The sequence below is a fragment of the Streptomyces anatolicus genome (genome assembly GCF_019400875.1).
GTDB classification, from domain to species: Bacteria; Actinomycetota; Actinomycetes; order Streptomycetales; family Streptomycetaceae; genus Streptomyces; species Streptomyces anatolicus.
Genome location: NZ_WMBF01000021.1, coordinates 1 through 24,693, shown reverse-complemented (window position 1 = coordinate 24,693; position 24,693 = coordinate 1). Strand labels below are relative to the sequence as shown.

20 protein-coding genes and 1 pseudogene are annotated in these 24,693 nt (G+C 68.8%); 17 read left to right on the top strand and 4 right to left on the bottom strand.

Annotation, left to right across the window (positions count from 1 at the left end):
- The first annotated feature begins 196 nt into the window (after window positions 1-196).
- The 8 genes and pseudogenes from GKQ77_RS04435 to GKQ77_RS04400 all read left to right on the top strand — a co-directional run bounded on the left by GKQ77_RS04435 (window position 197) and on the right by GKQ77_RS04400 (window position 6,297).
- The gene (locus tag GKQ77_RS04435; RefSeq protein ID WP_219687376.1) at window positions 197-1,546 is read left to right on the top strand and encodes a DegT/DnrJ/EryC1/StrS family aminotransferase; all 1,350 of its coding nucleotides are present in this window, start codon (window positions 197-199) and stop codon (window positions 1,544-1,546) included.
- Window positions 1,543-2,409, top strand: coding sequence for an HAD-IIB family hydrolase (locus GKQ77_RS04430; RefSeq protein WP_308117544.1), 867 nt, complete (start codon window positions 1,543-1,545; stop codon window positions 2,407-2,409). The genes GKQ77_RS04435 and GKQ77_RS04430 overlap by 4 nt, the downstream gene beginning before the upstream one ends.
- A gap of 35 nt (window positions 2,410-2,444) precedes the next feature.
- The gene (locus GKQ77_RS04425) at window positions 2,445-3,491 is read left to right on the top strand and encodes a Gfo/Idh/MocA family protein (protein ID WP_308117543.1); all 1,047 of its coding nucleotides are present in this window, start codon (window positions 2,445-2,447) and stop codon (window positions 3,489-3,491) included.
- Between the two features lie 90 nt (window positions 3,492-3,581).
- On the top strand, window positions 3,582-4,853 hold the full coding sequence (locus GKQ77_RS04420) for an MFS transporter (RefSeq protein ID WP_308117542.1): 1,272 nt from the start codon (window positions 3,582-3,584) through the stop codon (window positions 4,851-4,853).
- Window positions 4,854-4,991: 138 nt separating this feature from the next.
- On the top strand, window positions 4,992-5,186 hold the full coding sequence (locus tag GKQ77_RS04415) for a hypothetical protein (RefSeq protein WP_258020836.1): 195 nt from the start codon (window positions 4,992-4,994) through the stop codon (window positions 5,184-5,186).
- A 34-nt stretch (window positions 5,187-5,220) separates the two neighbouring features.
- Window positions 5,221-5,592, top strand: coding sequence for a phage holin family protein (locus GKQ77_RS04410; RefSeq protein ID WP_219687384.1), 372 nt, complete (start codon window positions 5,221-5,223; stop codon window positions 5,590-5,592).
- Window positions 5,589-6,005 (top strand): DUF3618 domain-containing protein, encoded by a 417-nt coding sequence (locus GKQ77_RS04405; protein WP_258020828.1) that lies wholly within the window; start codon window positions 5,589-5,591, stop codon window positions 6,003-6,005. The genes GKQ77_RS04410 and GKQ77_RS04405 overlap by 4 nt, the downstream gene beginning before the upstream one ends.
- Window positions 6,006-6,031: 26 nt before the next feature.
- Window positions 6,032-6,297, top strand: a pseudogene (locus GKQ77_RS04400) (DUF4235 domain-containing protein).
- Between the two features lie 499 nt (window positions 6,298-6,796).
- Here GKQ77_RS04400 and GKQ77_RS04395 read toward each other — a convergent pair.
- Complete coding sequence (locus tag GKQ77_RS04395) at window positions 6,797-7,117, bottom strand: alpha-amylase inhibitor (RefSeq protein ID WP_219687374.1); 321 nt, start codon at window positions 7,115-7,117, stop codon at window positions 6,797-6,799.
- 201 nt (window positions 7,118-7,318) lie between these two features.
- Window positions 7,319-7,993 carry a hypothetical protein gene (locus GKQ77_RS04390; protein WP_219687373.1) on the bottom strand — a complete coding sequence of 225 codons (675 nt, stop codon included), beginning with the start codon at window positions 7,991-7,993 and terminating at the stop codon, window positions 7,319-7,321.
- 263 nt (window positions 7,994-8,256) lie between these two features.
- Here GKQ77_RS04390 and GKQ77_RS04385 point away from each other — a divergent pair, with 263 nt between their 5' ends.
- Window positions 8,257-9,252 carry a polyprenyl synthetase family protein gene (locus tag GKQ77_RS04385; RefSeq protein ID WP_258020827.1) on the top strand — a complete coding sequence of 332 codons (996 nt, stop codon included), beginning with the start codon at window positions 8,257-8,259 and terminating at the stop codon, window positions 9,250-9,252.
- A 125-nt stretch (window positions 9,253-9,377) separates the two neighbouring features.
- The gene (locus GKQ77_RS04380; protein ID WP_219687371.1) at window positions 9,378-11,453 is read left to right on the top strand and encodes an ABC1 kinase family protein; all 2,076 of its coding nucleotides are present in this window, start codon (window positions 9,378-9,380) and stop codon (window positions 11,451-11,453) included.
- Window positions 11,454-11,494: 41 nt separating this feature from the next.
- On the opposite strand, the gene GKQ77_RS04375 is transcribed toward GKQ77_RS04380, so the two are convergent.
- Window positions 11,495-12,712, bottom strand: coding sequence for a cytochrome P450 family protein (locus GKQ77_RS04375; RefSeq protein ID WP_219687370.1), 1,218 nt, complete (start codon window positions 12,710-12,712; stop codon window positions 11,495-11,497).
- 250 nt (window positions 12,713-12,962) lie between these two features.
- Between GKQ77_RS04375 and GKQ77_RS04370 the strand changes: the two genes are divergently transcribed.
- From GKQ77_RS04370 to GKQ77_RS04360, 3 genes are all read left to right on the top strand, one after another.
- Window positions 12,963-13,736 carry an ABC transporter ATP-binding protein gene (locus GKQ77_RS04370; RefSeq protein WP_219687369.1) on the top strand — a complete coding sequence of 258 codons (774 nt, stop codon included), beginning with the start codon at window positions 12,963-12,965 and terminating at the stop codon, window positions 13,734-13,736.
- Window positions 13,736-16,276: an ABC transporter permease gene (locus tag GKQ77_RS04365; protein ID WP_219687368.1), complete on the top strand. Its 2,541-nt coding sequence runs from the start codon at window positions 13,736-13,738 to the stop codon at window positions 16,274-16,276. The genes GKQ77_RS04370 and GKQ77_RS04365 overlap by 1 nt, the downstream gene beginning before the upstream one ends.
- Window positions 16,277-16,504: 228 nt before the next feature.
- On the top strand, window positions 16,505-16,759 hold the full coding sequence (locus GKQ77_RS04360; RefSeq protein WP_219687367.1) for a LysR family transcriptional regulator: 255 nt from the start codon (window positions 16,505-16,507) through the stop codon (window positions 16,757-16,759).
- A gap of 53 nt (window positions 16,760-16,812) precedes the next feature.
- Here GKQ77_RS04360 and GKQ77_RS04355 read toward each other — a convergent pair whose 3' ends face one another.
- A complete protein-coding gene (locus GKQ77_RS04355; protein WP_308117540.1) occupies window positions 16,813-17,463 on the bottom strand; it encodes a response regulator in 651 nt (216 codons plus the stop codon).
- Window positions 17,464-17,623: 160 nt separating this feature from the next.
- On the opposite strand from GKQ77_RS04355, the gene GKQ77_RS04350 reads away from it, so the two are divergent.
- From GKQ77_RS04350 to GKQ77_RS04335, 4 genes are all read left to right on the top strand, one after another.
- Complete coding sequence (locus tag GKQ77_RS04350) at window positions 17,624-21,628, top strand: PA14 domain-containing protein (RefSeq protein ID WP_219687365.1); 4,005 nt, start codon at window positions 17,624-17,626, stop codon at window positions 21,626-21,628.
- The gene (locus tag GKQ77_RS04345) at window positions 21,628-22,593 is read left to right on the top strand and encodes a TauD/TfdA family dioxygenase (RefSeq protein WP_258020825.1); all 966 of its coding nucleotides are present in this window, start codon (window positions 21,628-21,630) and stop codon (window positions 22,591-22,593) included. The genes GKQ77_RS04350 and GKQ77_RS04345 overlap by 1 nt, the downstream gene beginning before the upstream one ends.
- 2 nt (window positions 22,594-22,595) lie before the next feature.
- Window positions 22,596-23,816: a cytochrome P450 gene (locus tag GKQ77_RS04340; protein WP_219687363.1), complete on the top strand. Its 1,221-nt coding sequence runs from the start codon at window positions 22,596-22,598 to the stop codon at window positions 23,814-23,816.
- A 222-nt stretch (window positions 23,817-24,038) separates the two neighbouring features.
- Window positions 24,039-24,693 (top strand): condensation domain-containing protein (locus tag GKQ77_RS04335; RefSeq protein ID WP_258020824.1); only part of this gene is annotated, 655 nt, incomplete at its 3' end.

Below are 24,693 nucleotides of genomic sequence, written 5' to 3'. Positions count from 1 at the left end.
ATCATTCGGCATTCATGGCACGGGAATCGCGCAGTTGAAATCCTGGTGAACACAGAAGTCCAGCTAACCAATCACGTTAAGCAACCATCGCTGTACCCGCGGTCCGAAGTCAGCCATCGTGGATGACGAGACGGATCCGAACCGCACCGCCGGCTCCCGAGGGCGGTTGCCTTCCTGCGAGGTGGAACTCTTGTCCATGGAAAAAGACCAGGCAGTTGTTGCCGGACGCACGCTCACCGGGGACAGCGCAAGCATTCACGAACTCGCGCAAGGAGTGTTAGCCGGAGCGCCCTTAGCATTCCGGGTCCGGGAAACCCTCGCCAACCATGAGCTGGCGAAGACCCTGGAAACGCTGCGGCATTCCGAAAGTGATACGTCTGTCCTGAGAACTCTTTTCCCCGAGTCCCCGGACACCACCGGCGTCGCCTTCCTGCCGAAGGACCGTCTTCTGTCACCCGAGGAGAAGACCGCAGCGGCGGCCGCCTTCGCCGGCGTGCTGGACAGCGGCGATTTCACCAGCGGCCCGGCCGTCGATTCCTTCGAGGGCGCACTGAGCGAATTCCTCGGTGCCGCGCACACCGTCGCCACCGGCAGCGGAACCGACGCCCTCATCATCGCGCTGCGTGCCGTCGGCGTCGGGCCGGGCGACCAAGTGATCCTTCCGGCGAACAGTTTCGCCGCCACCGAGAACGCCGTCTTCGCGTGCGGCGCCGAACCGGTCCTCGCCGACGTCACCCTGCCGGACGGAAACCTTGACCCCGCCTCGGTGGAAGAGCACATCACCGCACGCACCACCGCGATCCTCCCGGTCCACCTCTACGGCCGCCTCGCCGACATGGCGGGCCTGCGAGCGGTCGCCGACCGGCACCGGGTCAGCCTCGTCGAGGACGCCTGCCAGGCGATCGGGGTGACCGGCGTCGGGCAGTACTCCGACGCCGCGGCCCTCAGCTTCAACCCGTACAAAAACTTCGGACTCTGCGGAAAGTCCGGCGCCGTCATCACCGGCTCCGCCGAGATCGCCGAGCGCTGCCGTGTGCTGAGCTACCACGGATTCGTGCCGGGCCAGAAGAACATCAAGTGCGAGACGTTCGGCCTCAACTCGCGGATCGACAACACGATGGCCGCCATCGGTCTCGCACTGCTTCCCTGGCTGAGCCTGCGCGCTCTGCGGCGGGCCTGCCTCGCGAAGCGCTACATCGACGCGCTGAGCCCGCTGGCGCGGCAGGTCCCCCTCGACGTACCGCCGTTCGCGCCCGACCACGCCTGGCACCTCTTCCCCCTCGTCTTCCACGAGGACGGGCTGCGGGACACCGTACGGACGCGGGTCAGCCGGTCGAGCGGGGTGGAGACGGATGTGTACTACCCCGTCCTCACGCACCAGCACGAGACCCCGCTGCGCGAGAAGCTCTTCGGTGATGTCTCCCTGCCCCGGACCGAACAGCTGAACGCCCACGTACTGCACCTGCCGCTGCACGCGGGTATGTCGCTCGGAGAGCAGGACCGGGTGATCGACGCGCTGCACGACGCGCTGCGGGCACAGACGTGACCGGGCCCGATGTGCTGCTCGGCGTCGGGTCGGCCGGTCCGACGCACCTGCCGCCCCCGGCGTCGGTCCGCTTCGCCGCGTTCTCCGACTTCGACGAGACCTACCTCGCACATGCCGCGACCTCCGAGCAGCGTTCCCACCTCACGGCCCTGGAGCAGTTCCTCCTCGATGCCGGAGAGCGCCACCAACTGCTGTTCGGCTGGGTCACGGGGAGTTCGCTCGCCTCTGTCCAGAAGAAGATGGAACGGTGCGGCGCGCGCGTACTCCCGCATTTCGTCGCCAGCTCCCTCGGCACGGAACTCACCTTCTTCAGGAACGGTTTCCCCGAGCCCGATCAGCGGTGGCAGGAACAGCTGGAGGCGAGTGGCTTCAGCAAGGCCAAGGTGGAGCGGATCGTCGAGCGGCTCGCCGGAAACAGGGTCACGCTCTTCCCGCAGAACAACGGCAACTCCACGGAGTTCATGGAGAACTACTACTTCCGCACGCTCGGGGACCAGCGACGGGACGCGGAAGCCCTGGACCGGGTGCGGGACCTGGCGAAGGAAGAGAACCTCGGCCTCAACATCAGCCGCTGCAACCCGGCCACCGGTGACCCAGCCGACTGCTTCGACGTCGATTTCACCCCGCCGACCTGCGGCAAACGCAACGTCGTGCAGCACATTTGCAGCCGATTCGGCGTCGACCCGCAACACACCTTCGCCTTCGGGGACAGCGGGAATGACCTCGAAATGCTGCGTGCCGTACGGCACGGCACCCTGGTGGGCAATTGCACGCCGGAGGCCAGGGCGAATTTCCCGCGCGTGTCGGAGCACGACTACGCCCAGGCCATCCTCACCTCGTTCCGCCACCACCTCGGCCACTGACCGCCCCGCCCTCACTCGAACGGAAAGGCACCCCAGTGAACATAGGAGTCATCGGCGCCGGGAACATCGCGATGATGCATCTGCGCGCGATCGGCACCGTGCCCGAAGCCACGGCGGTCGGCGTGTACGACCTGGACTCCGGCAAGGCACAGGAGACGGCCGACCGCTTCGGCTGCCGCGCCTTCGCCTCGCCCGCTGAGCTGTACCGGAACGTCGACGCCGTCATCGTCGCCTCCCCCAACCACACCCACGCCGACTACGCCGAAGAGGCACTGCGGAACGGCAAGCACGTCCTGTGCGAGAAGCCGATGACGACGACGGTGGCCGAGGCGGAGCGGGTCACCAGACTCGCCGAGGCCAGTGGCCTGGTCTGCGCCATGGGCTTCAACTACCGCTTCCTGGACGTGATCCAGGAGATCGGTCTGCTCATCGACCGCGGTGACCTGGGCCCGGTCCTCTTCGCCGAAGTGAGCCTGAAGCGCGGCAGCGCGCTGACCCGCACCCACTTCACCTGGCGCGACAGCGATCTGGGCAGGTCGACCAGCGGCTCCCTCGGCGACCTGGGCGTACATCTGATCGACATGCTGCACCATCTGCTGAAAAGCCCGGTCGACAGCGACACGTGCCGCGTCAAACTCAAGATCAATGTGCCGCAGAAGGAGGGGCGCGAGGTCAAGGTCGACGATTACGCCTTCGTGAGCGGCAACCTGGAGAACGGGGTGGGCTTCAACCTCATCACCTCCAAGTCCTCGCCACCGGACGAACTGGGCTTCTCCCTCAGCATCATCGGCAGCGACAAGGAGCTGTCGTACCACTCCAGTGACGGTTCCGTGTACTACCTCAAGTCCCGAGTGGCCTGGGAGCAGGGGACGTTCGAGCGCGGCGAACACCTCGCTGACCCGCCGGGGGAGATCGTGGGGTGGGGCGACACCTTCCACCACCAGATGCGTGAGTGGACCCACGCCGTCACCCACGGCCGTTCGAAGGGCCCGCTGGCCGGCTTCGGCGACGGCATGCGCACCCAGCACGTCCTGAACCGCCTGCTGTCGAACGAACAACAGCCCGCGCTCATCGGCCGGTGAAGAATGGCCGGCGGCCGGCCACCGACCATCCGGTGCCGGCCGCCGGCAGGGACGGGGACGTATCCGATGAGAGATGGCAAGGAGCCCGCTGTGTCCGAGCCCCAGACGAGCACGGCACCTACCCGAGAGGCCGCCGAACCACCGCCGCTCTTCAGCCCGTTCGCGGTCGTGGCGTCGTGCGTGGGGTTCGTGCTGATCGGCGCCTTGCAGGCTCTCTACGGTCCGGCGATCCCGGCCTTCCGCGAGAACTTCGGCCTCTCCCCGTCCGCGGCCGGGCTCGGTCTGAGCGCCCACTTCATCGGCGGAGTGGCGGGGGTACTGCTCCTCAACCGGGTGCACGGCCGGTGGGGCAACCGGGCCCTGCTCAGTACGTCGTACCTGCTGATGGCGGCGGGCGGCCTCGGCCTCGCCCTCGCTCCCAACTGGCCCCTGGCGCTGGCAGGCGCGGCGGTGACGGGCCTTGGCTTCGGCGGTATCGACTACGGCCTCAACCAGCTCTTCGCGGTCGGCTTCGGCCGCCGGAGCCCGGCGATGCTCAACGTCATCGGGGCCTTCTACGGCATCGGCGCCGTCGGCGCTCCGGCGCTGATCGCCCTGCTCGGTCCGGAGAACTACCCCGCGATCTTCATCGGCTTCGCCGTTCTCTCCGCGATCCTGATGACGACTCTGGGCGGGGTCCGCGAAGGGCAACGGCCGGGCGGCGCCCCGCTCCCCGACGACAGCGACAACGACACCTCCTCCCCTCACACCGCAGAGGAGCCTGCTGACGCCGCTGACCCGCCGCCGCTCCTGCGCGCCCGCCCCCTCCCGATCATCATGGTCTTCATCGCGCTGTACGTGCTGATGGTGTCGGTGGAGACCGGAGTCGGCGGCTGGGAGCCGACCCACCTGGAGTCCATCGGCCACAGCGCGAGCACCGCCGCCACGGCGACCTCGGCGTTCTGGCTCATGGTGACCGCGGGCCGGTTCCTGGTCATACCGCTGACGCTGCGCTGGCCGGTGGAGAAGATCATGGTGGTGAGCTGCGTGGGAATGACGGGCTGCCTGCTGCTGGCCCTGATCCCGCCCATCGCGCCCTACGCTTACGCGGGCGTGGGCCTGTTCCACGCGCCGATCTTCCCGATCGGACTGCCGTGGCTCTCCCGCGCCGTGCCACGGGCGCAGCGGGCGGGCGCGTACGTGATCGCGGCATCCATGATCGGCGGCGTGGCCGCCGCGCCGGTGCTCGGCAAGGGCATCGAGTGGGCGGGCGTCTCCACGGTGCCGCTGCTGATGACGGTGCCGGCGGTGGGGTGTCTTATCGCTACGGGGTGGTTGATACGGGCGACCCGGCCGTCCGTGTCGGCGCCGACAGGGCGGTGACCGGGGCCGCTCGCCCCTGTCTGGGGGTGGTGGCGAGGGCGCCCTGCTTGGCGACGGAACGGTTGCCTCCGGGGTCGGTCGGAATGCGAGAGGCCCCGATGAGCGGGAGAGTGAAGACAGAGACGACAGGGACGGCACGTGGATCAGTCAGCGGCGGGAACCACCCCGGGAGAGCCCGAGCAGCAAGCGCTCTTCGGGTGGGCGGAGACCGCGCAGGGGCGGGCCGCGCACGGGGCGTTCCGGGACAGCCCCCAGGCGCGGCGGATGCTGGACGTGCGGGAGGTCTACGCGGAGCCCGCGACCCTGGACTCGCCCCGCGGCCAGCGCCGTTGAGCACCCCACCGAGCCGAGCAGTCAGGACGACTCGATCGGGGCCCCGGTCACCCAGGCGTCGCAGCAGTTGGCGCAGCTGGTGCGTGACGAGATGCACCTGGCGCAGGTGGAGATGGTCCAAAAGGGCAAACGGTTCGGTATCGGCGGCGGCCTGTTCGGCGGCGCGGGCATGGTGGCGTTTCTCGCGCTGCAGGCTCTGGTGGCCACGGGCATCGCTGCGTTTGCACTGGTGCTGCCGGTGTGGGCATCAGCACTGACCGTCTTCGGCGTGCTGCTGGTGATCGCCGGGGTCTTGACCTTCGTAGGTAAGAAGCAGGTCGCCCAGGCCGCCCCGCCCACCCCCGAGCAGGCCATCGAAAGCATCAAGGCCGACGTGGCCGAGATCAAGGAAAAAGCGCACCGATGAGTTACAAACCGCAGTCCCCCAACGAGACTCCTACGCCCGAGGAGTTGCGCGAGAAGACCGAGGCCACGCGCGAGCGGCTCGGGCAGACGGTGGAGGCTCTGGCCGGCAAAGCAGATGTGAAAGCACAGGCTCAGCACAAGGCCACTGAGGTAAAGGTGCAGGTGCAGGAGAAGGCGATGCAGGTCAAGGACAAGGCGACCCGGGCTGCCAAGGCGGCGCAGACAAGCTCCCCGAGCCGGTCACGGCGAAGGCCGCCCACACCAGGGACCAGATCACCCAGGCCGCAGCCACGGTGTCGAGCTAGCTCCAAGAAAAGACCCCACAAGAGGCCACCGACAAGGCATATCAGGCCGCGCGGCAGCGTCGCGGCCCCTTGGTGGCGGTGGCCGCCGCGCTCGTGGTGCTGGTGCTAGTCAAGAAGCGGTAACAAGGGGCGTCGGTGAAAGCATCCAAGATCGCCTACAAACCTGTTGGTCTGGCCTGGGAGCAGCCAGCGGTTTGATCGCCGGAGCGGCGTTCAAGCAGACCTGGAAGGTGCTCGGGCACGACGAGGACGCCCCGGATGCCACCGACCGGGACCGCTCCTGGCAGGAGGTCCTGCTCGCCGCGGCCGTGCAGGGAGCGATCTTCGCTGCCGCCAAAGCCGCTGCCGACCGGGCCGGCGCCGCCACCCTGCACCGGCTGGCCGGCACCTGGCCCGGCTGACGCCCGCCGTCCGCCTGCGACGAGAGGGTCTGCCGTAGCACCCGGATCGAAGCAGGCTTTGATGTCGCCTTCCACGATCCACTCGTACTTCTTGGACGTGAGCAGACGCACCTCGGCCACCGCGTCGTGTGGGGGCTGAGCACGGGAGTGAAGCCTGGCAGCCAGCGGTTGTCGGTGCCCTCGCGACGCTGGACGAAGGTGACCTGGCTGACGAACCACAAGACGCCTTCCGGAGCCTGGTCCGCGACTGGCTCGGGGTCACGGCCGCGACCCAAATCCTGTGGAGCGCACTACCGTTGAGCTGCGTGCAGACGATCAGCGAGCCCAGTCCGGAGACGGCAATGCCAGGCGCCTCGGACGCAGCAAGCGGGCACATACGTGATCACGGCATAGGCACGTGAGAAGGGTCGACGGCCGGCACCGTCGGACAACGCTTGACCCGGGCCTGGTGAAGAGTTCGCCAGGCCCGGGCTTGCAACTCAGCTCAGCTGCGTTTTCCTCAGCAGGAGGCAATTCCCTTGAGGCCCGGGAAAGCGAACGCCCAGTACTTGAGTTCTATCTTGCCGCCGGCGGGAATGGTGTTGCAGGTGTCGTAGCCGCCGTTCGAGAACTGCATTCGTACCGAGACAGTGGTGGAACAGCCGTTGGTGACGTCGTAGTGGGTGTAGGGGCTAAAGGGAACGAAGCGCTGCTCATACGAAACACAGCTCGGCACGGTCGTCGCGGCGGCCGGAGCGGCGGCCTGGGCCGTCGTCTGCAGGCCCGCGACGAGACCGATACCGCTCAGGGTGGTGCCCAGTGCCATTGTGAGCTTCTTCATGCGCTCTCCTTCGTTGATACACGTAGAGGACCCCGCACCCTTGCGATGAGGGGCTGTGCGCTCCCAAAACGTAAGGGTGCGGATCGGCACAGAAGGAGTGGGCATCGAATATTCGAATGTGCGGAACAGGGAATCCGGGGCGGGCCGACTGATTGCCCGGCGGGCACCCGGAGCCCCCGGTTCAGCTGCCTCCCGGCCGGGTCAGGAGCAGCCGCGTACCCAGTTCCAGCCGACGAAGGTGTGCCGCAGGTCGACGTCGAAGGTGCACTGGGCGGTGCCGTCTGAGCGCAGCTCGATCGCGGAGTCGTGGGTGTTCGCGTACCAGCCGCCCGTGGGGTCGAAAATGCCCTGGTAACCGAACTCGGCATGCGCCCGGACCTTGGAGACGGCACAGTCCCGTGTGCAGTCCTCCGTCGAGTCCGACGACTTCAAGGACCAGCCGGCGTTCCACGGCTCCCGGTTCCAGCCGTGCGTCACCGTGGTGCTCGCGTCCGTGATGCGGTCGGCTTCGGTGTTCCAGGTGGACGCGGTGTAGAGCCCGGTCATCCGGATGTTGCAGCAGTCGAACATCTCCGACCAGGAGCGCAATTGGCGGCTGTCGGCGGCGGCCGCCGTCGATGCCCGGCCGGCCTTGGCGGGCACGAACTCCACCTTGCCCTGCCGCGGCTCACAGTCGGGGCCGATGGTGACCTTCTGCTGAGCCGTCATCCCCGGGGGCGGTGCCGGCAGAGCGCCCGACAACTTGACGCTCCCGCAGGCGGTACCCGTACGTCCGGTGCCGCCGGTGCCACCGCTGTCGGCCGCGGCCACGGGAGCCGCCGCCAACGACAGCAGCCCGGCGACAACGACGGCGACAACGGAAATCTTCTTGCGCACTCTTATTCCCCTCGTTGAGATCGTCCCGGAGCGTAACAAGCGCCGCTGAGCAGGTTGTTGAGCGCCACTCCATGTGGCAGGAAGATGACAGGCGGGTCTGGAATATCCGATGATGGGCTCTATGATTCCCGCTGACCGGGGGGTCTTCGCAGCATGTGCGTTTTCCTGCCAGCGAAATGCTCATGAACACGAAGTGCCCTTGGAGGACAGCCCTGATGCGACCGCTCCGACGCGAATTCGCCTTACGTGCGCCGGACAGCGGCATGCTGGTCGGCCAACTCGGTATAGAGGACGCCGAGTTGACGGCACGGCTGTACGCCGGGCTCGAAGCGGCGGAGAAGGCTCTGCAGGACAACGCGACCGACGCCGCCGACCCGAGGGTCGCCGCACTCACCGGATACCTGGCGGCGGCCGGCGGCAAGCGTCTGCGACCGCTGCTGGTGCTGCTCGGCGCGGAGTTCGGCGAGCCGTGGCGGGCCGGGGTGATCGAGGCCGCCGTCGTCACCGAGCTGGTCCACATCTCCTCGCTCTACCACGACGATGTGATGGACGCCGCCACCACCCGGCACGGCGTCCCCAGCGTCAACGTCCGCTGGGGAGACCGGTCTTCGGTCTTCGGCGGGGACTGGCTGCTCGCCCGCGCCGCCCAGCTCTCCGCCACCCTCGGCCCGGAACCGGTGCGGCTCAACGCGCAGGCCGCCGGGCACCTCGTCACCGGACAGCTGAGGGAACTCGTCGGCCCGGGCCCCGACGAGGACCCCATCGAGCACTACTTCCAGGTCCTCGCGGGCAAGACGGCCGCGCTGTTCACCATGTCCCTCTCCATCGGCGCGTACCAGTCGGGCGCCGACATGGCCGCGATCCGCGCCCTGGAGCAGTACGGACACGAGCTGGGCACCGGCTTCCAGATAGCCGACGACCTGCTCGACCTCGTCGCACCCTGCGGCCAAACGGGCAAGGAGCAGGGAAAGGACCTGCTGGCCGGGGTGGCGAGCCTGCCGATACTCCTCGCCCGCGCCGACGACAGCCCCGGCGGCGCCGAGCTGCGCGAACTCCTTCTCGCCGGACCCTCCGCCGACACGGCTGCACACCAACGGGCTCTGGAGCTCTTCGGGACCTCGCCCGCCCTCCACGAGGCCAAGGCGATGATGCACGCGAGCCTGGACCGGGCCAGGGACGCGCTCAGCGAACTGGAGTACCAGCCGGCGTTCCAGGCCCTTGACGCGCTCTGCCGGTACGTGGCAGTACGAACCGCCTAGCCGGACCGGTCCTTTCGGCCGAGGAGCGGGACTCGGGGCCTGCGACCACACACCGCGAGAGCCTTGCCCCGTAGGAAGTGCCTCGACTTCGGAGGAAGCGCTCCATGTATGTGAGGAACCGGTCCATGTACGTATCGGCCGCCGACGTGACGGACAACGTGCCCTTCGTGATCTTTGTGGTCCTGGCCGCGGCGGGTTCCCTGGGCCTCCTCGTCTTCGCCGTCTCCACCGCCTCCCGGCGTCTGCTCGGCATCCGTGTCGGCCCCCTGCGGGCCGCTGCCGCCGGACTGGTCGGGCTGGGCATACTGATCGTTTTCGACCAGGTCGTCGTGGACGTGGAGAGCCTCGAAGCGCTCTCCACGGTCCAGATCGCCCTGTCGCTGCTCGGCGCGATGGCCACGCTCGTGGTGGTCGAGGTCTTTGTGCCGTACGGCAGCTGGGCGCGGCCCTGGCAGGTCGTACGGGGCCTCGGGCAACGGTTCCACCGGACCCGCCGCTACGCGCAGATCAGCCGCATCTTCATGCGCCATGGGCTTGGCCGCTATCTGCGCGGCCGGACCAGCCTGGACCGTGCCCTCGCGGCGAACGCGACAGGGCTGCAGTCCGCCAAGGCGCTGCGGCTCGCGCTGGAAGAGTGCGGCGGCGCGCTCATCAAGCTGGGGCAGGTGATGTCGACCCGGCATGACCTGCTGCCCGCGCACTTCATCGACGAGCTGAGCCAGCTGCAGAACGATGTGCCGGCCGCCCCCTGGCCGGAGGTCGAAGCCGTGCTCCACAACGAGCTGGGCAAGCCGGTCGAGGAAGTCTTCGAGTGGATCGAGCATGTGCCGCTCGCCGCCGCCTCCATCGCCCAGGTGCACCGCGCCAGACTGCGCGGCGGGCCCACCGTCGTGGTGAAGGTGCAGCGTCCCGGGATCCGCCAGTCGGTCGAACGCGATCTCGACATCGTCCTCGCCATCACCCGCGGCCTGCAGGAACGGGCCCGGTCCGTGCAGGCCCTCGGGCTCAGGGACCTGGGGGAGGGGTTCTCCGACTCCGTGCGGGAAGAGCTGGACTTCCGTATCGAGGCCCGCAACTCCGCCGCGGTGGCGGCAGCCTGCGGAGGGCACGAACCCGGGGCCGCGGTGCGGATACCCCGGGTCCACCAGGCATTCACCTCCTCCCGCGTGCTCGTGCAGGAGTGGATGGAGGGGGTCACGCTCGACCGGGCGGGAGCCGTCGCCGACAAGCGGGGACTGAACCGTCAGGAACTCGCCCGTACCGCCTTCGCGGCCCTGCTCGACCAGGTTCTGCGGGTCGGGGTGTTCCACGCCGACCCGCACCCGGGGAACATGCTGCTCCTGGACGACGGACGCATCGGACTGCTCGACTTCGGATCGGTGGGGCGGATCGACTCGGCAGCGCGCCTGGCCATCCAGGAGCTGCTCCTCGCCGTCGACCGGGGCGACCCCGCGGCGATGCACGACGCGCTGCTCGCACTGCTCGGCACCCGCGCGACGGTACGGGACGAACTCATGCCCGACCCGCTGCTCCTGGAGCGTGCGCTGGGGAGGTTCATGGCCCAGCACCTGGGAGTCGGCGGACAGCCGGACACCGAGATGTTCACCGCGCTCTTCAGGCTGCTCACGCACTTCGGGCTCGCGGTGCCGCCGGAGGTCGCCGCGGTCTTCCGGGCGATGGCGACCATCGAGGGGACCCTGGGCCAGCTGGCCCCCGACTTCAACGTCCTCGACGAGGCGAGGGCCGTCGCCGCCGGCATGATCACCGACCGGCTGAAGTTCCGCTCCCGGCGACCGAGGGCCGGCGGCGGGGAGAGTTCCACCGGTTTCGACATGCCGTCCCTGGCGCACTCGGCGGCGCAGGAGATGATGACGCTGCTGCCGATGCTCCGCCGGCTGCCGCGCCGCGCCGAGCGCATCAGCGCTTCGCTGGAGGAGGGACGGCTCGCGGTACGGGTCCGGGTCCTGGCAGACGAGCGGGAACAGCGCTTCGTCGCCGGTCTCATCCACCAGGTGCTCGTCACCCTGCTCGCCGCCTGCACGGGGCTGATGGGGGTCATGCTGGTGGTCTTCGGGGTCGGCAAGGGGCCCCGCGTCACGGATCAGCTGGAGCTGTACCCGGTCATCGGCTACCACGTCCTGGTGATCAGCGCGATCCTCATGCTCCGGGTTCTGTACACGGCCATGCGCAGAGTCGACTAGGGCCGCTCCGGCGGACAGGAGCTAGACGGCCGCTACCGGCGTCACCACCGCACGGGCAGTGCTTGCAGCGGCCGAACGACGGGGTTCGCCTGGTAGCGCAGCTCCGACGGGTCGACGGCGAGAGTGACCCCGGGGAAGCGTTCGAACAGCCGTCGCGCGCCGATCTCGGTGATGACCTTCGCCAGGTGCGCGCCCGAGCAGTAGTGGATCCCGAACCCGAAGCTGAGATGGGCCGGCTTGTGCCGGCTCAGGTCCAGCCGGTCGGGGTGGTCCGGGAACTGGTCCGTGTCGCGGTTGGTCGACATGACGCTGATGACGACTATCTCGCCGGCCGGAATGGTCACCCCGCCCAGTTCCACCGGTTCGGTGGTGACCCGCTGCAAGGCGTTGCTGATCGGGCTCACATAGCGGATCAGCTCGTCCATCGACTTGCCCCAGCGGCCGGGCTCCGCCAGCAGCTCGGTCCGCTCGGCGGGGTGGGTGAGCAGCGCGGCGATCACCCCACCGACCAGGCTGGCCGTGGTGTCGTTGCCGCCCGTCATCAGGGCGAAGCCGGTGGAGAGGATCTCCGTGCTGGTCAGCCGCCGCTCAGGCGCGGCATGGATGAGAGCGGACAGCAGATCCTCGCCGGGCTCGCTCTGCTTCGCGGCGATCAGCTCGGACATATAGCGGGAGAGTTCCTTGATGCTGCGGTCGAGCACTCCTTCGCCGTCCGTCGGCGAGTGGGACCGCAGGGCGGTCGACCAGCGCAGGAAGTCGGGCCAGGCCTTCGCCGGTACGCCCATCAGCTCGGCGATCGTGATGACGGGGAGCGGATCGGCGTAACCGGCGATGAGGTCCGGGACCGGCTCACCGGCCAGCCGGTCAAGCAGCTCGTCGGCGATCTCCTCCACGCGCGGGCGCAGCGCCTCCGCCCGGCGCGGGGTGAAGGCGAAGCTGATGGCCTTGCGCAGCGGGGTGTGACGCGGCGGTTCCAGGTTGGCGAGGTGGTTCGCCTCCTCGGGCGGAGGCGTCATGGGGCGCCCGGCGAGCTTCGACATCAGCTCGTACTGCACATGGATGTCACGGCTCAGCCGGGGGTCGGCGAGGGCGGCCTTGGCGTCCTCGTAGCGGGTCACCACCCACGCCCTGCCGCCTCCGGGCATGGCCAGTTCCCGCACGGGGCTCTCCCGGCGCACGTACTCCAGCACGGGATACGGGTTCTGAGTGAAGTCGTTAGTGATCATCCAGTACTTGGAGAGTGTCCGAGTATCCGCCATGTCGTCCTCCGTGCGATCCGCGCCGGTACGTGCCCGTCCAGCGTGACGATATGCGCGTCACACCCCTCGGCACCGGCCTGCTTTCAAGAGTTCGATCCGTGGGCGACAGGTGGGCATACGCGGGCTTCCCGGATCTCTGCCGTTCGGCAGATGTGGGCCCGACGGCGCACTTCTAGGCTCCAGCCAACAGTGGGGCACGGTGCACAGTGCTCCCGTCCCGGACAGTCCGAGTAACAGCCCGTGGGGGAGAGTGAGCCGCGTGACCGCGATATCAGAGATAGGGCCGAGAATTGCAGCCCGAGCCGTTGGTGCAGAGAAACTCTACGGCGAGGGAGAAGCGCAAGTGGCGGCCCTGCGCGGCGTGGACGTGGAACTCGCCGCCGGTGAATTCACCGCCATCATGGGCCCGTCGGGTTCCGGTAAGTCGACTCTCATGCACTGTCTCGCCGGACTGGACACCGTCACTTCCGGTGATGTTTTCGTCGGTGACCAGCAGGTGAATGGAATGTCCGACAAGGACCTCACCAATTTGCGCAGGGACCAGATCGGCTTCATCTTCCAGCAGTTCAACCTGCTGCCGACCCTGACGGCGGAGGAGAACATACTCCTGCCGCTGGCCATCGCCGGGCGCAAGCCCTCGAAGGACTGGTTCGACCGCGTCGTCGACACCGTGGGCCTGGCCGGGCGGCTGCACCACCGGCCGAGTGAGCTCTCCGGTGGGCAGCAGCAGCGTGTGGCCTGTGCCCGGGCCCTCGCGCCACAGCCCGAGGTGATCTTCGCGGACGAGCCCACCGGGAACCTGGACTCCAGGTCCGGCAGCGAAGTCCTCAAGTTCCTGCAGCATTCGGTCCGTACCCTGGGCCAGACCGTCGTCATGGTCACGCACGACCCGAGCGCGGCGTCGTACGCGGACCGGGTCATCTTCCTCGCGGACGGCCGGATCGTCAGTGAACTCAGGGAACCGACGGCGGACAGCGTGCTCGACATGATGCGGAAGATCGATGTACGCGAGCGGGTGGCGTAATGCTGAAAGCCACATTGAAGAGTCTTCTCTCACGCAAGCTCCGGCTGCTCCTTTCGGGAATAGCCGTGGTGCTCGCCGTGATGTTCGTGTCCGGCTCCATGGTCATCCGCGACACCCTGGGCCGGTCGATCGACGCGCAGTTCGCCGGTGCCTATGACGACACGGACCTTCAGGTCTCCCTGAAGCCCAAGGTGAAGGCCGAGGTCGGCGAAACCGCCGTGGTGCCGTCGACCGACCCGGCGACCGTCAAGCGGGTCGCCGAGGTCCAAGGTGTGACGGACGCCCGTGGAGTCGTCCAGGCCGAGGGCGCGCGCGTCCTCGGCAAGGACGGCAAGCTGGTGCCGAGCACGGGCGGCCCCCGGTACGGCGAGAGCTGGCGCGGCGAGAGCAAGCTGATCAAGATGCGCTCGGGCGGCGAGCCGCGCTCGGCGGACGAAGTGGCCATCAACGCGGGGCTGGCCGAGAAGGCCGGCTTCAAGGTCGGTGACCGGATCAGCGTGCTGACGACCGAGCCGAAGAAGTCCTTCACCGTCGCCGGGATCTTCGGCTACTCCGCGGGCCGCGACTCCATCGGCGGGGAGCAGACGGTCGCCTTCACCGAGCCGGTCGCCCAGCGGCTGATGCTGGGCAAGGGCGGAGGGTTCTCCGGGATCAAGATCACCACGTCCCCCGAAACGTCTGTCGCCGCCGTCGAGGCGTCCTTGGCCAAGGAACTCGGCAGCACCTTCGAGATCGCGACGGGCAAGGAACTGTCGAAGAAGGCGTCGGACAAGGGACGTGGCGTCCTCGACCTGATGAACCAACTGCTCCTGGGCTTCGCCGCGGTGGCCGTGCTGGTCGGCATCTTCCTGATCGTCAACACCTTCTCGATCATCATCGCCCAGCGGATGCGGGAGCTCGCCCTCCTGCGGGCGCTGGGAGCAAGCCGCCGCCAGATCATCAACTCCGTGCTGCTGGAGTCCTTCATGGTGGGGCTTGTCGCCTCGGCCCTGGGTCTCGCGGCCGGTGTCGGGATCGGAGCCGTGGGCGCCGACATGCTGGCCGGTGCCACCGACGGTCTTGAGGTGGCGTCGCTCGGTGTGCCGGCGAGCGCCGTGATCACCGCGTTCGCCGTCGGCATCCTGGTGACGATGATGGCCGCCCTCTTCCCCGCGATGCGCGCCTCCAAGGTCGCCCCCATCGCGGTCATCAGGGCGTCGGCCACGGAGGAGAGCAAGGGCACCAAGCAGACCTGGACCGGCGGGATCCTCCTCGGTCTCGGCCTGGTCCTGCTGGCGCTCGGCCTCTTCGGGTCCAGCGGCATCGGACTGATCCTGACGGGAGTGCTGTTCACCTTCGTCGGCATCGCGCTGCTCACACCACTGGTCAGCCGCCCCACCGTCTGGGCACTCGGCGCGCTCTTCGCCCGGTCCCTCCCCGGCCAGCTGGGGCGCCGCAACTCGGCCCGCAACCCGCGGCGTACGGCCGTGACCGCCTCGGCGATGATGATCGGTGTCGCGCTGGTCACCGCGATCAGTACGGTGGCGTCCTCCTCCGAGGACAGCGTCACCGGCGAGATCTCCCGGGACCTGGAGGCCGACCTGATGGCGCTGGGCGAGGGCGGCTCGGCCGCTTCGGCGACCATCGACCCGGCCGCCCTGACCAAGGCCGACCGGCTCGACGGCGTGCAGAATGTCGCCGCCGTGATGAACGACACGGCGACCGTGGACAAGGAAGCGCAGGGCGTGGCCGCCTGGCAGGACTGGACGAAGGCGCGTGACGTCCTCGGACTGAAGACGGACAAGGGCTCCATCGACTCGCTGGCCGCCGGGACCGTGGTCATGAACGCGAGCACCGCGAAGTCCCGGGACCTGAAGGTGGGCGACAAGCTCACCGTGCAGCTCCAGCGCGGGGAGCCGCGGACCTACAAGGTCGCCGGCATCTTCAAGAACTCGACCGTCGCGAACAGCCTCGTCGTGCCGTGGGCCGACGCACAGGCCGGCTTCCGCAACAAGCTGCCCTCACAGGCGTTCTTCCGGCTCGACGACGGGGTCGAGGCGGCCTCGATGCAGCCGAAGATCGAGAAGCTGCTCAAGGGCAGCCCGGAGGTCTCCCTGGAGACGAAGTCCGAGCTGATCGAGAAGTTCAACAGTGGCTTCGCCATGATGCTCATGGTGGTGCAGGCCCTGCTGGGTGTCGCGATGCTCATCGCGGTCCTCGGCATCATCAACACGCTGGCCCTTTCCATCCTCGAACGGACCAAGGAAATGGGGGCCCTGCGGGCCATCGGCCTCAGCCGGGGGCAGACCATACGCATGATCATGACCGAGTCGGTGGTGATCTCGCTCTTCGGGGCGGTGCTCGGCATCGCGGTCGGCGGGGCGCTCGGCCTCGCGGTGGCCCACGCGATGGAGGACCAGGGTGTCAGCCAGCTGTCGCTGCCCTGGACGCAGATGCTCGCCTATCTGGTCGGCGCCGCGGTCGTCGGTGTCATCGCCTCGCTGGCCCCCGCCCGCCGGGGTGCCCGGCTCAACGTGCTGAATTCGGTCGGCCATGGGTAATTGAACAAAGAATCTTCTCCATCTGAATGGAGCCCCCAGGAGCGAGAGCGACTGGGGGTCCTTCGGCATGTCCCGACTCGTGAGGGAGGCTCACTTTGCAGCTTCCTGCATTCTCCATTGCCCTTGCGCTCCAAGTGAGTTGATATGGAGTCGAATTCGTCAGCCGCCGGTGCTTCGGTGCCGGGATCCGGTGTGGCAGTTCTGCTGTACCGGAGATGAGGGGGGAAAATGCACGAACGGGAGTTCCGCGCTTTCGTATCCATTGCGGAGATTGGCCGCATGGACCAGGCCGCCAAGGCTCTGGGTTATTCGCAGCCCGCGGTCAGCTACCAGATCAAGTGCCTGGAGCAGATGCTGGGTACCAAGCTCTTCACCCGGAACTCCACGGGGGCGCAGCTCACTCGGGAAGGTCGCATGATCCTTCCCTCCGCACGCGCGGTGCTGGCTCTCATCGACAGCATGAAGGGCGTCTGCGCGGTCTGACGGATGTGCTCCGGGCCGGAATACACCGGCCCGGAGTCGTGTCGCGTCCCAGCTCACTCCGCCTGGCCGTTGTCCCACACCCAGGCGGCGATGCCGACCCGGTTGCGCACATCGAGCTTGCGCTGGATGTTGGCGATGTGGGTCTTGGCGGTGCCGGCGGAGATGAACAGCTCTGTCCCGATCTCCGCGTTCGTAAGGCCCTTGGCGACGAGACGCGCGATCTCGGTCTCACGCTCGGTCAGCGCTTCGACCGGCTGCTTGCCCGGACTCCTGCCCGGGCTCTGAAGGTGCTTCAGCAGACGGACCGTCACCGAGGGACTGATCATTGTGTCGCCCGCCATCGCGGCACGGACCGCCTCCACGAGCAGTGCGGGGCCCGATCGCTTCAGCAGGAATCCGCAGGCTCCGTTGCGCAGCGCGGTATGGACGTACTCGTCCAGATCGAAGGTCGTCACGACGACGACCCGCACCGGGTCCTCGGCGGTGGGCCCGGCAAGCAGGCGCGTGACTTCCAGACCGTCCATCCGGGGCATACGGATATCGGCGAGTACGACGTCCGGGCGGAGTTTTCCGGCCAAGTCGACGGCCTGCAAGCCGTCAACGGCTTCGCCGACGACCTCCATGTCCGGCTGGGAGTCGAGGATCAGCCGGAAACCGACTCGGACTGATTCCTGGTCGTCTGCGAGAAGTATGCGGGTGGTCACGGTCAGAACCGTAGCCGCAGGTGGCACCGGGTAGCCACCGGATCGCGTATTCAAAGATTCACTGCGGACTTCGGGCCGGATACCGCCGTTGGCAGTATCTCCACAGATACCTCTCGAGCGCCGAACGCGGTGCGTATCCGATTTGGAGTGGTGGGTGGGCATGGCTCACATCAGAAGACTCAGAGCGGTGGTGGCGAGCGCGGCAGCAGTGACCCTCGCGGTCACGCTGCTCGGCGCCGAGACCCCGGTATCGGCGCGGGAGGGCGACGCGCAGGATGTGGCGCTGCTGCCGGCCGCGCACGGGTACGCGGTCCAGCCGGCCTGGCCGGACGGCGCGTTCGGCGCGGCGCGGCAGACAGCCGGACGCGGCCCGGCCGCCGGCCCGCTGTCCGGGCCGCGCGACGGCGCCGTCCTGACGGATACGCGCCCCGAGCTGGCCGTCGCGGGGACGAAGGGCGCCCAGGCGTACGAGTTCGTGATCGGGACGGGCAAGAGCCCCCGTACCGGCCAAGTGACCTCCTCCGGCTGGATATCGAAGCCCCGCTGGAAGGTGCCCGCGGGCCTGCTGAAGGACGCCGGGCAGTACCGGTGGACCGTGCGGGTGCGTCATCTCACCGGCGGAACCGGTGCGGACGCGCCGGCGCGGTCCTTCACCGTCAACCAGCGGCTGGGCGCCCAGGCAGCGGGTGGCCCCGTGCCCACCGACACGCTCGGCCCGGTGACGGTGAACCTGGCCACGGGCAACGTGACGGCCTCCGTCAACACCCCTCAGGTATCCACGGGTTCGGGTCCGCTGGGCGCGACGTTCAGCTACAACTCGCACGCCGTCGCAGGTACCGGCCTGACCGGCTCGTACTTCAAGGGCGACTCGCAGACCGGAATCGCAGCCGGGGAGCAGCCGGCCGCGGTCCGGACCGACGCCCGGATCGACTTCCGCTGGGGCGGACAGGCTCCGTACCCGCAGGCCGCGACGGACGCTCCCTTCCGGGCCCGCTGGACCGGTCAGCTCAGGGTGCCGGAGCGCGGACGCTACCGGCTGGGCGGTACGTACGACGGCGGGCTGCGGATCTGGCTCGACGGGAAGCTGGTGCTCAACGACTGGAAGCGCCCCGACGCCACCGGCGGCCGTGCGGTGTACGGCAAGGTGCTGTCCCTCACGCCCGGGCGCGCCCATGACCTCAAGGTCGAGTACCGGCGCCGAGCGGGCGGCGGGGAGGCCGGGCTGTGGGTGAGCGGCACCGGGCGCACCGCTCCCGTACCGGCTTCGTGGCTGCTGCCGTCCGCCGCGGTGCTGCCGCCGGGCTGGAGTGTGACGCCCGCCGCCGAAGGCGCGGACACCGCGAGCGCGGCCAACTCCGCCGGGCGCCCCGGCCCGGGAGCGGCGACGCCGGTACCGGCCGCTGCCGCCGGTCAGGGCCCGGGCAGCGCCCCGGTGCCCCCGGGTGCCGCGCCCCGCGCCGCCGGAAAGCGTACGGACAAGGGCGGAGGCAAGCGCGCCGCGAGCTCCGCGGCGAACGGACCGGCCGCCCAGATCGACGCCGTCGAGGAACAGGGCCTGAAGTTCTTCTACGCCGGCAGCCCCGAGTGCGCGGACGACACGGCCCCGGCCGGGTTCGTCTGTGCCGTCTCGGTGCCGGGAGCGGGCAGGACCCAGCTGCACTACCGCGCGGGTAAGCTGACGCGCTTCGTGAATCCGGGGGCGGAGACCACCGACCTGGGCTTCAGCGCGGACCACCGGCTCACGACGGTGCGTACCCCCTTGGTGATGGACTGGATCGCCGTCGATCCGTCCCGGCGGGACACCGCCGCTGCCCGGTACCGCATCGGCTACGCGAAGGACTCCCCGCGCGCGGCGGCCGTCACCGGTCCGGAGCCCACCGGTTTCGCCACCACTCCCACCGGGAGCCCCAGGCACGACTACACCTACCGCCAGGGCGGCGCCGACGTCCGGGTGGCCGGTGTCGAAACGGCGCAGGGCTGGGCGCGCCGTACCACCTACGACACCTCCGGCCGGCTGCTCACCGACACCGACGCGACTCGGCGCACCGTGCGCACCGCATGGACGGCCGCAGACCAGCCGGCATCACGCACCGACGCCGCGGGACGCATGACGACGACGGTGTACGACGAGGCCACCGGCCAGCCTTCCGGTACGTACGGACCTGGTCCGCAGAAGTGCTTCGGTCCCGACCGGCGTCCGGTGAGCCCGGCACCGGAGGGCTGTGCCAAGGTCCCGGCGGAGACGACATCGTTCGGCCCGACCGGTATGACCACGGTGCGCGCCGACAGCGACGGGGTCCCGGAACGGGTCGTGGAGAACCGCGTCAACGAACTGGGAATCCCGGACACCACCGTGGTGGACCCCAAGGGCCTGGCTCTGGCGACCAGCTATGAATTCGACGCGGCGTTCCGGCCCGTCGCGCAGAAGTCGCCCAGCGGTGCCAAGCGCACCTACGGCTTCTACGGCCAGGATGAACAGGCCGACAACCCCTGTACGTCCACGAAGGACCCGGCGCCCCAGCGCGGGCTGCCCAAGGCCATCAGCACGCCGGCCTCGGCCACCGGCACGGCGCGCGTGGAGAAGTTCGTCTTCAACGCACGCGGGCTGCCTGCCGCCGTCAACTTCGGCGGGGGCGACTGGACCTGTGTCACCTACGACGACCGCGGCCGCATCGCCAAGATGTTCATCCCCGGCAACCCCGCCCTGCCGGAGCGTACGGTCGTCTACGACCTCGCGGTCGGCGGCGACCCCCTGCGCGGCAGCTCCACCGAGCCCGGCCACACCTTGACCACCCGCACCGATCTGCTGGGCCGGGAAGTCGAGTTCACCGACACGCACGGCACGCGCACCGAGACGGTCTTCGACCGGGCGGACCGGCCGGTGACGGAGAAGGTGACACCGCCGGACCGCAGGGACGCGGCGCAGGTCAAGCAGACGCGCTACGACGGTGCCGGCCGGGTGCTGTCGGTGACACTGGACAGCCGGAAACTGGCGACGGCGGCCTACGACGCGGGCGGCGGGATCGCCGGCGTGCGGTACTCGAACGGAACGCGGCTGACTGTCGGACGGGACGAAGCCGGCCGGATCGTGGCGAAGAACTGGCAGCTTGCGGACGGCCGGCGGACGGCCGCCACGGTCACCAGGTCCCAGTCGGGCACGGTCGTGGACGAGTCCGTGGCGGGTGAGGAAGGCAGGACGGACGGTCCCGACTTCCGCTACGACGCGGCAGGGCGCCTCGTGCAGGCCTGGGTGAAGGGACATCAGTACGGCTACGACTTCACCTCACCGGCCTCCGCCGACTGCCCGGCGGGAACCCGTTCCAACGCGGGGCTGAACTCCAACCGGGTTCGCCTGACGGACCGCACGGACGCCGGCACCACCGAGTCCGGGTACTGCTACGACGACGCCGACCGGCTGCTCGCGACCACGGGAGAGCGCCCGTCCACCGGCTTCACCTACGCCGAGAACGGTCACCTGACCGGTTACGAGTCGCAGGGCCGGAAGGTGACCATGCGGTCCGACTCCGGCGAGCGCTACCTCGGCGGTGGCACGAGCGGCCCGGACGCGGCGGACGTCACGTACACGGAGGACACCGTCGACCACCAGGTCGGCCGCAAGGCCGTCACCGGGGCGGGGGAGCAGACGCAGCTGTACGGCAACACGTCGATCACCGAGGAGGACCTCGACCTGGTGCTGAACGCCGACAAGCGGGTGCTGTCCCGGATCGTGCCGCTGCCGGGTGGTGTGGTGTTCGGGTCGAAGGGCGCCTCGTACAGCGGCAAGGAGACGTGGAGCCACCCCACGGTCCGCGGTGACATCTTCCTGGTCACGGGTGACACCGGCCGGCAAGTCGGGGAAACGTACCGCTTCGGTCCGTTCGGCGAGCCGCTTCGCGCGGACGGCGCCGTGGACCGCGGGCACGTGCCCGACAACGTGCCCGGTGACTTCGACTACGGGTGGCTGGGCCAGTACCAGGTGGGCACCGAACACTCGGGCGCGCAGTACGCCTCAGTGCTGGACACCCGGGTGCTCAACCTCGCCTTCGGCCGCTTCGCCGCGCCCATCGTGGACGGGCCCTTCCTGAACGGCTACGAGTACGCGGCCGGTGACCCGGTCAACCACACGAGTATCAACGGCTACAGCCTTGATGTGGAGAAGGAATGATGAAGACACCCTTTACCGATGCCGAGGCCGAAGTTCTTGAGCGCAACGGAACCCGGCTGGTGCGCGTCCACCCCCGTCACGGCGGTGACCACCGCGCCTGGTTCACGGCGAACAACGAGGCTCTCCGTTCGGCGATGTACGAGCACGCGGCGGTCATGGTGAAGGACTGCGGGCTCGCCGAGCAGGCCGAACTCGCAGTCCTCGCCGAGGAGATAGGCGGCAGGACGCTGGAGTACAACGAGCGTTCGACGCCCCGGAGCCGGGTCACCGGCAAGGTGTACACGTCCACGGAGTACCCGGCCGACCAGAGCATTCCGCAGCACAACGAGAGCGCCTACTCGGAGAACTGGCCGCACAACGTCTTCTTCTTCTGCGCGCTCGCCGCGCAGAGCGGCGGCGAGACTCCGGTGGCCGACAGCGGGGCCGTGCTCGAACGGCTGCCGGCCGACCTCGTGCGGCGGTTCGAGGAGAAGGGCGTCGTCTACACCCGTACGTACCGCACGGGCATGGGCCTGTCCTGGCAGGAGGGATTCCAGACCGACGACAAGGGTTACGTGGAGAGCTACTGCGCCGACCACAACATCCAGACGGATTGGGACGGCGATCTGCTGCGGACCCGCCAGAAGCGCCAGGCCGTGACCGTGCACCCCGTCACCGGACGGAAGGTGTGGTTCAACCAGGCCCATCTGTTCCACGTGAACGCGCTGCCCGAGGCAGTGCGCGAGGGCCTGCTGGAGATCTGCGGCGAAGACGGCCTGCCGCGCAACGCCTACTACGGTGACGGCACGCCCATCACCGCGGACGAGCTCGCCACCATCCTCGGCGTCTACGACGAGACGACGCTGGCCGAGACGTGGGGGACCGGCGATCTGCTCGGGATCGACAACATCCTCACCTCGCACGGCCGCCGTCCGTTCACCGGGGACCGCAAGGTGCTGGTGGCCATGACCCAGCGCGAGGAGTAGCCATGACCGCGGCCACGCGGACGCTGGGGGATTTCGACCTCAGCGATCCGCAGACCTTCCTGGACCACGAACTGCCGCAGATGTGGCGGCAGTTCAGACAGGAAAGCCCCGTCCACTGGCATGCGGTGGAGGGCCGGCAGGTGCCCGGTTTCTGGGTGCTTTCCCGCTACGACGACGTCATGTCCGTCTACCGGGACAACAAGCGGTTCACCTCCGAGCGGGGCAATGTGCTCGCCACCCTCCTTGAGGGGGGTGACTCGGCCGCGGGCAAGATGCTGGCCGTCACCGACGGCCGACGCCACCGCGATCTGCGCAACCTGCTGCTCAAGGCGTTCGCGCCGCGGGTGCTGGAGCCGGTGGTCGACGGGGTGCGGCGCAGGGCGGACCGGCTGGTGCGGGAGGGGGTCGAACGGGGCGACTGCGACTTCGCGCAGGACATCGCGGAGCACGTCCCCATGGCCACCATCGCCGACCTGCTCGGTGTCCCCGCCTCCGACCGGGACTATCTGCTGTCGCTGACCAAGCAGGCGCTCAGCGCGGAAGAGGCCGGCCAGTCGGCCGGTGAGGCGCTGGTCGCCCGGCAGGAACTGCTGCTGTACTTCGCGGACTTGGCGGAGGACCGCCGCGAGCACCCGACGGACGACGTGGTGAGTGTGCTGGCCACCAGCACCGTCGACGGCGAGCCGCTCACCGAGGAAGAGATCGTCTTCAACTGCTACAGCGTGATCATCGGCGGCGACGAGACCAGCAGGCTCTCGATGATCGGCGGGATGCGCGCGCTCATCGAGCACCCGGAGCAGTGGCAGCGGCTGAGCGCCGGTGACGTCTCCGTGGACACCGCGGTCGAAGAGGTGCTGCGCTGGGTGTCCCCGGCCATGCACTTCGGACGCCGGGCGCTCCAGGACGTGGAGATCGGCGGAAGGACGATTCGCGCCGGTGAAGTCGTAACCCTCTGGACCACCTCGGCCAATTACGACGAGGAGGTCTTCGACGACCCCGGCACATTCGACCTGGGCAGGACGCCGAACAAGCATGTGTCCTTCGGGTACGGGCCGCACTTCTGCCTCGGTGCCTATTTGGGGCGGGCCGAGATTCACGCCATGCTGACCGCCCTGCGCACGCATGTGTCCGAGGTCGTACCGACCGGGCCTGCCAAGCCCATTCACTCCAACTTCCTGCACGGGTACAGCAGTCTGCCCGTCTCCCTGCGTCCGTCCCGGTAGGGGGAAACCCCCGCTCCTGCCGGTACGCGCGAACGAGTGCCCCGACTCCCCCGGTCGGGGCACTCCGTTTTTCCAGCGCCTCCACGGCCCGCGTATCGAAGTTTTTCATGAGCCCATGGAGACGCGGGCATGCGTTCGTACTGTTGGTTCGGTCGCCTGCCGGTACTGCCTGGCGCGATTTCAGAGGGTCTCGATTTGTCTACTCAATCGGAGTGAATGGAAATGGCCGATCAGAACGGACTCCAATTGCCGCTGACGGCCGCTCAGTCCGGAATGTGGCTGGCCCAGCAGGTGAATCCGGAAAACCCGATGTACAGCATCGCGGAGTGCGTCGAGATAGCGGGGGAGGTCGACACCGCGCACTTCGAGGCCGCGCTGCGCCGGACTGTCGCCGAGGCCGAGACACTGCGGATCCGCTTCCTGCCGGGCGACGACGGCCCGGTCCAGGTCGTTGTGCCGGACCCGGACTGGCCGCTGCACACCGTCGACGTCAGCGGGCGGCCGGACCCGGCAGCCGCCGCCGAGGCGTGGATGCTCGACCGGGTGAGGACGCCGGTGGACCTCACCGGCGGCCCGCTCTTCACCTTCGGGCTGATCAAGCTCGCGGACGACCGGTACACCTGGTTCAGCCGCGTCCACCACACGATCGTGGACGGCTACAGCTGGTCGCTGATCGTGTCCCGGGTCGCCGTCCTGTACTCCGGGCTGGTGGCAGGGACGGAGCCGAAGCCCGATCCCTTCGGCTCCGTCCGCGAACTGGTCGACCAGGACAGCGCCTACCGGGTGTCCGAACAGTTCGCCGTGGACTCCGCCTTCTGGTCCGGGCGCCTCGCGGGACTGACCGAACCCGCTTCCCTCGCGCCCCGCCCCACCCGGG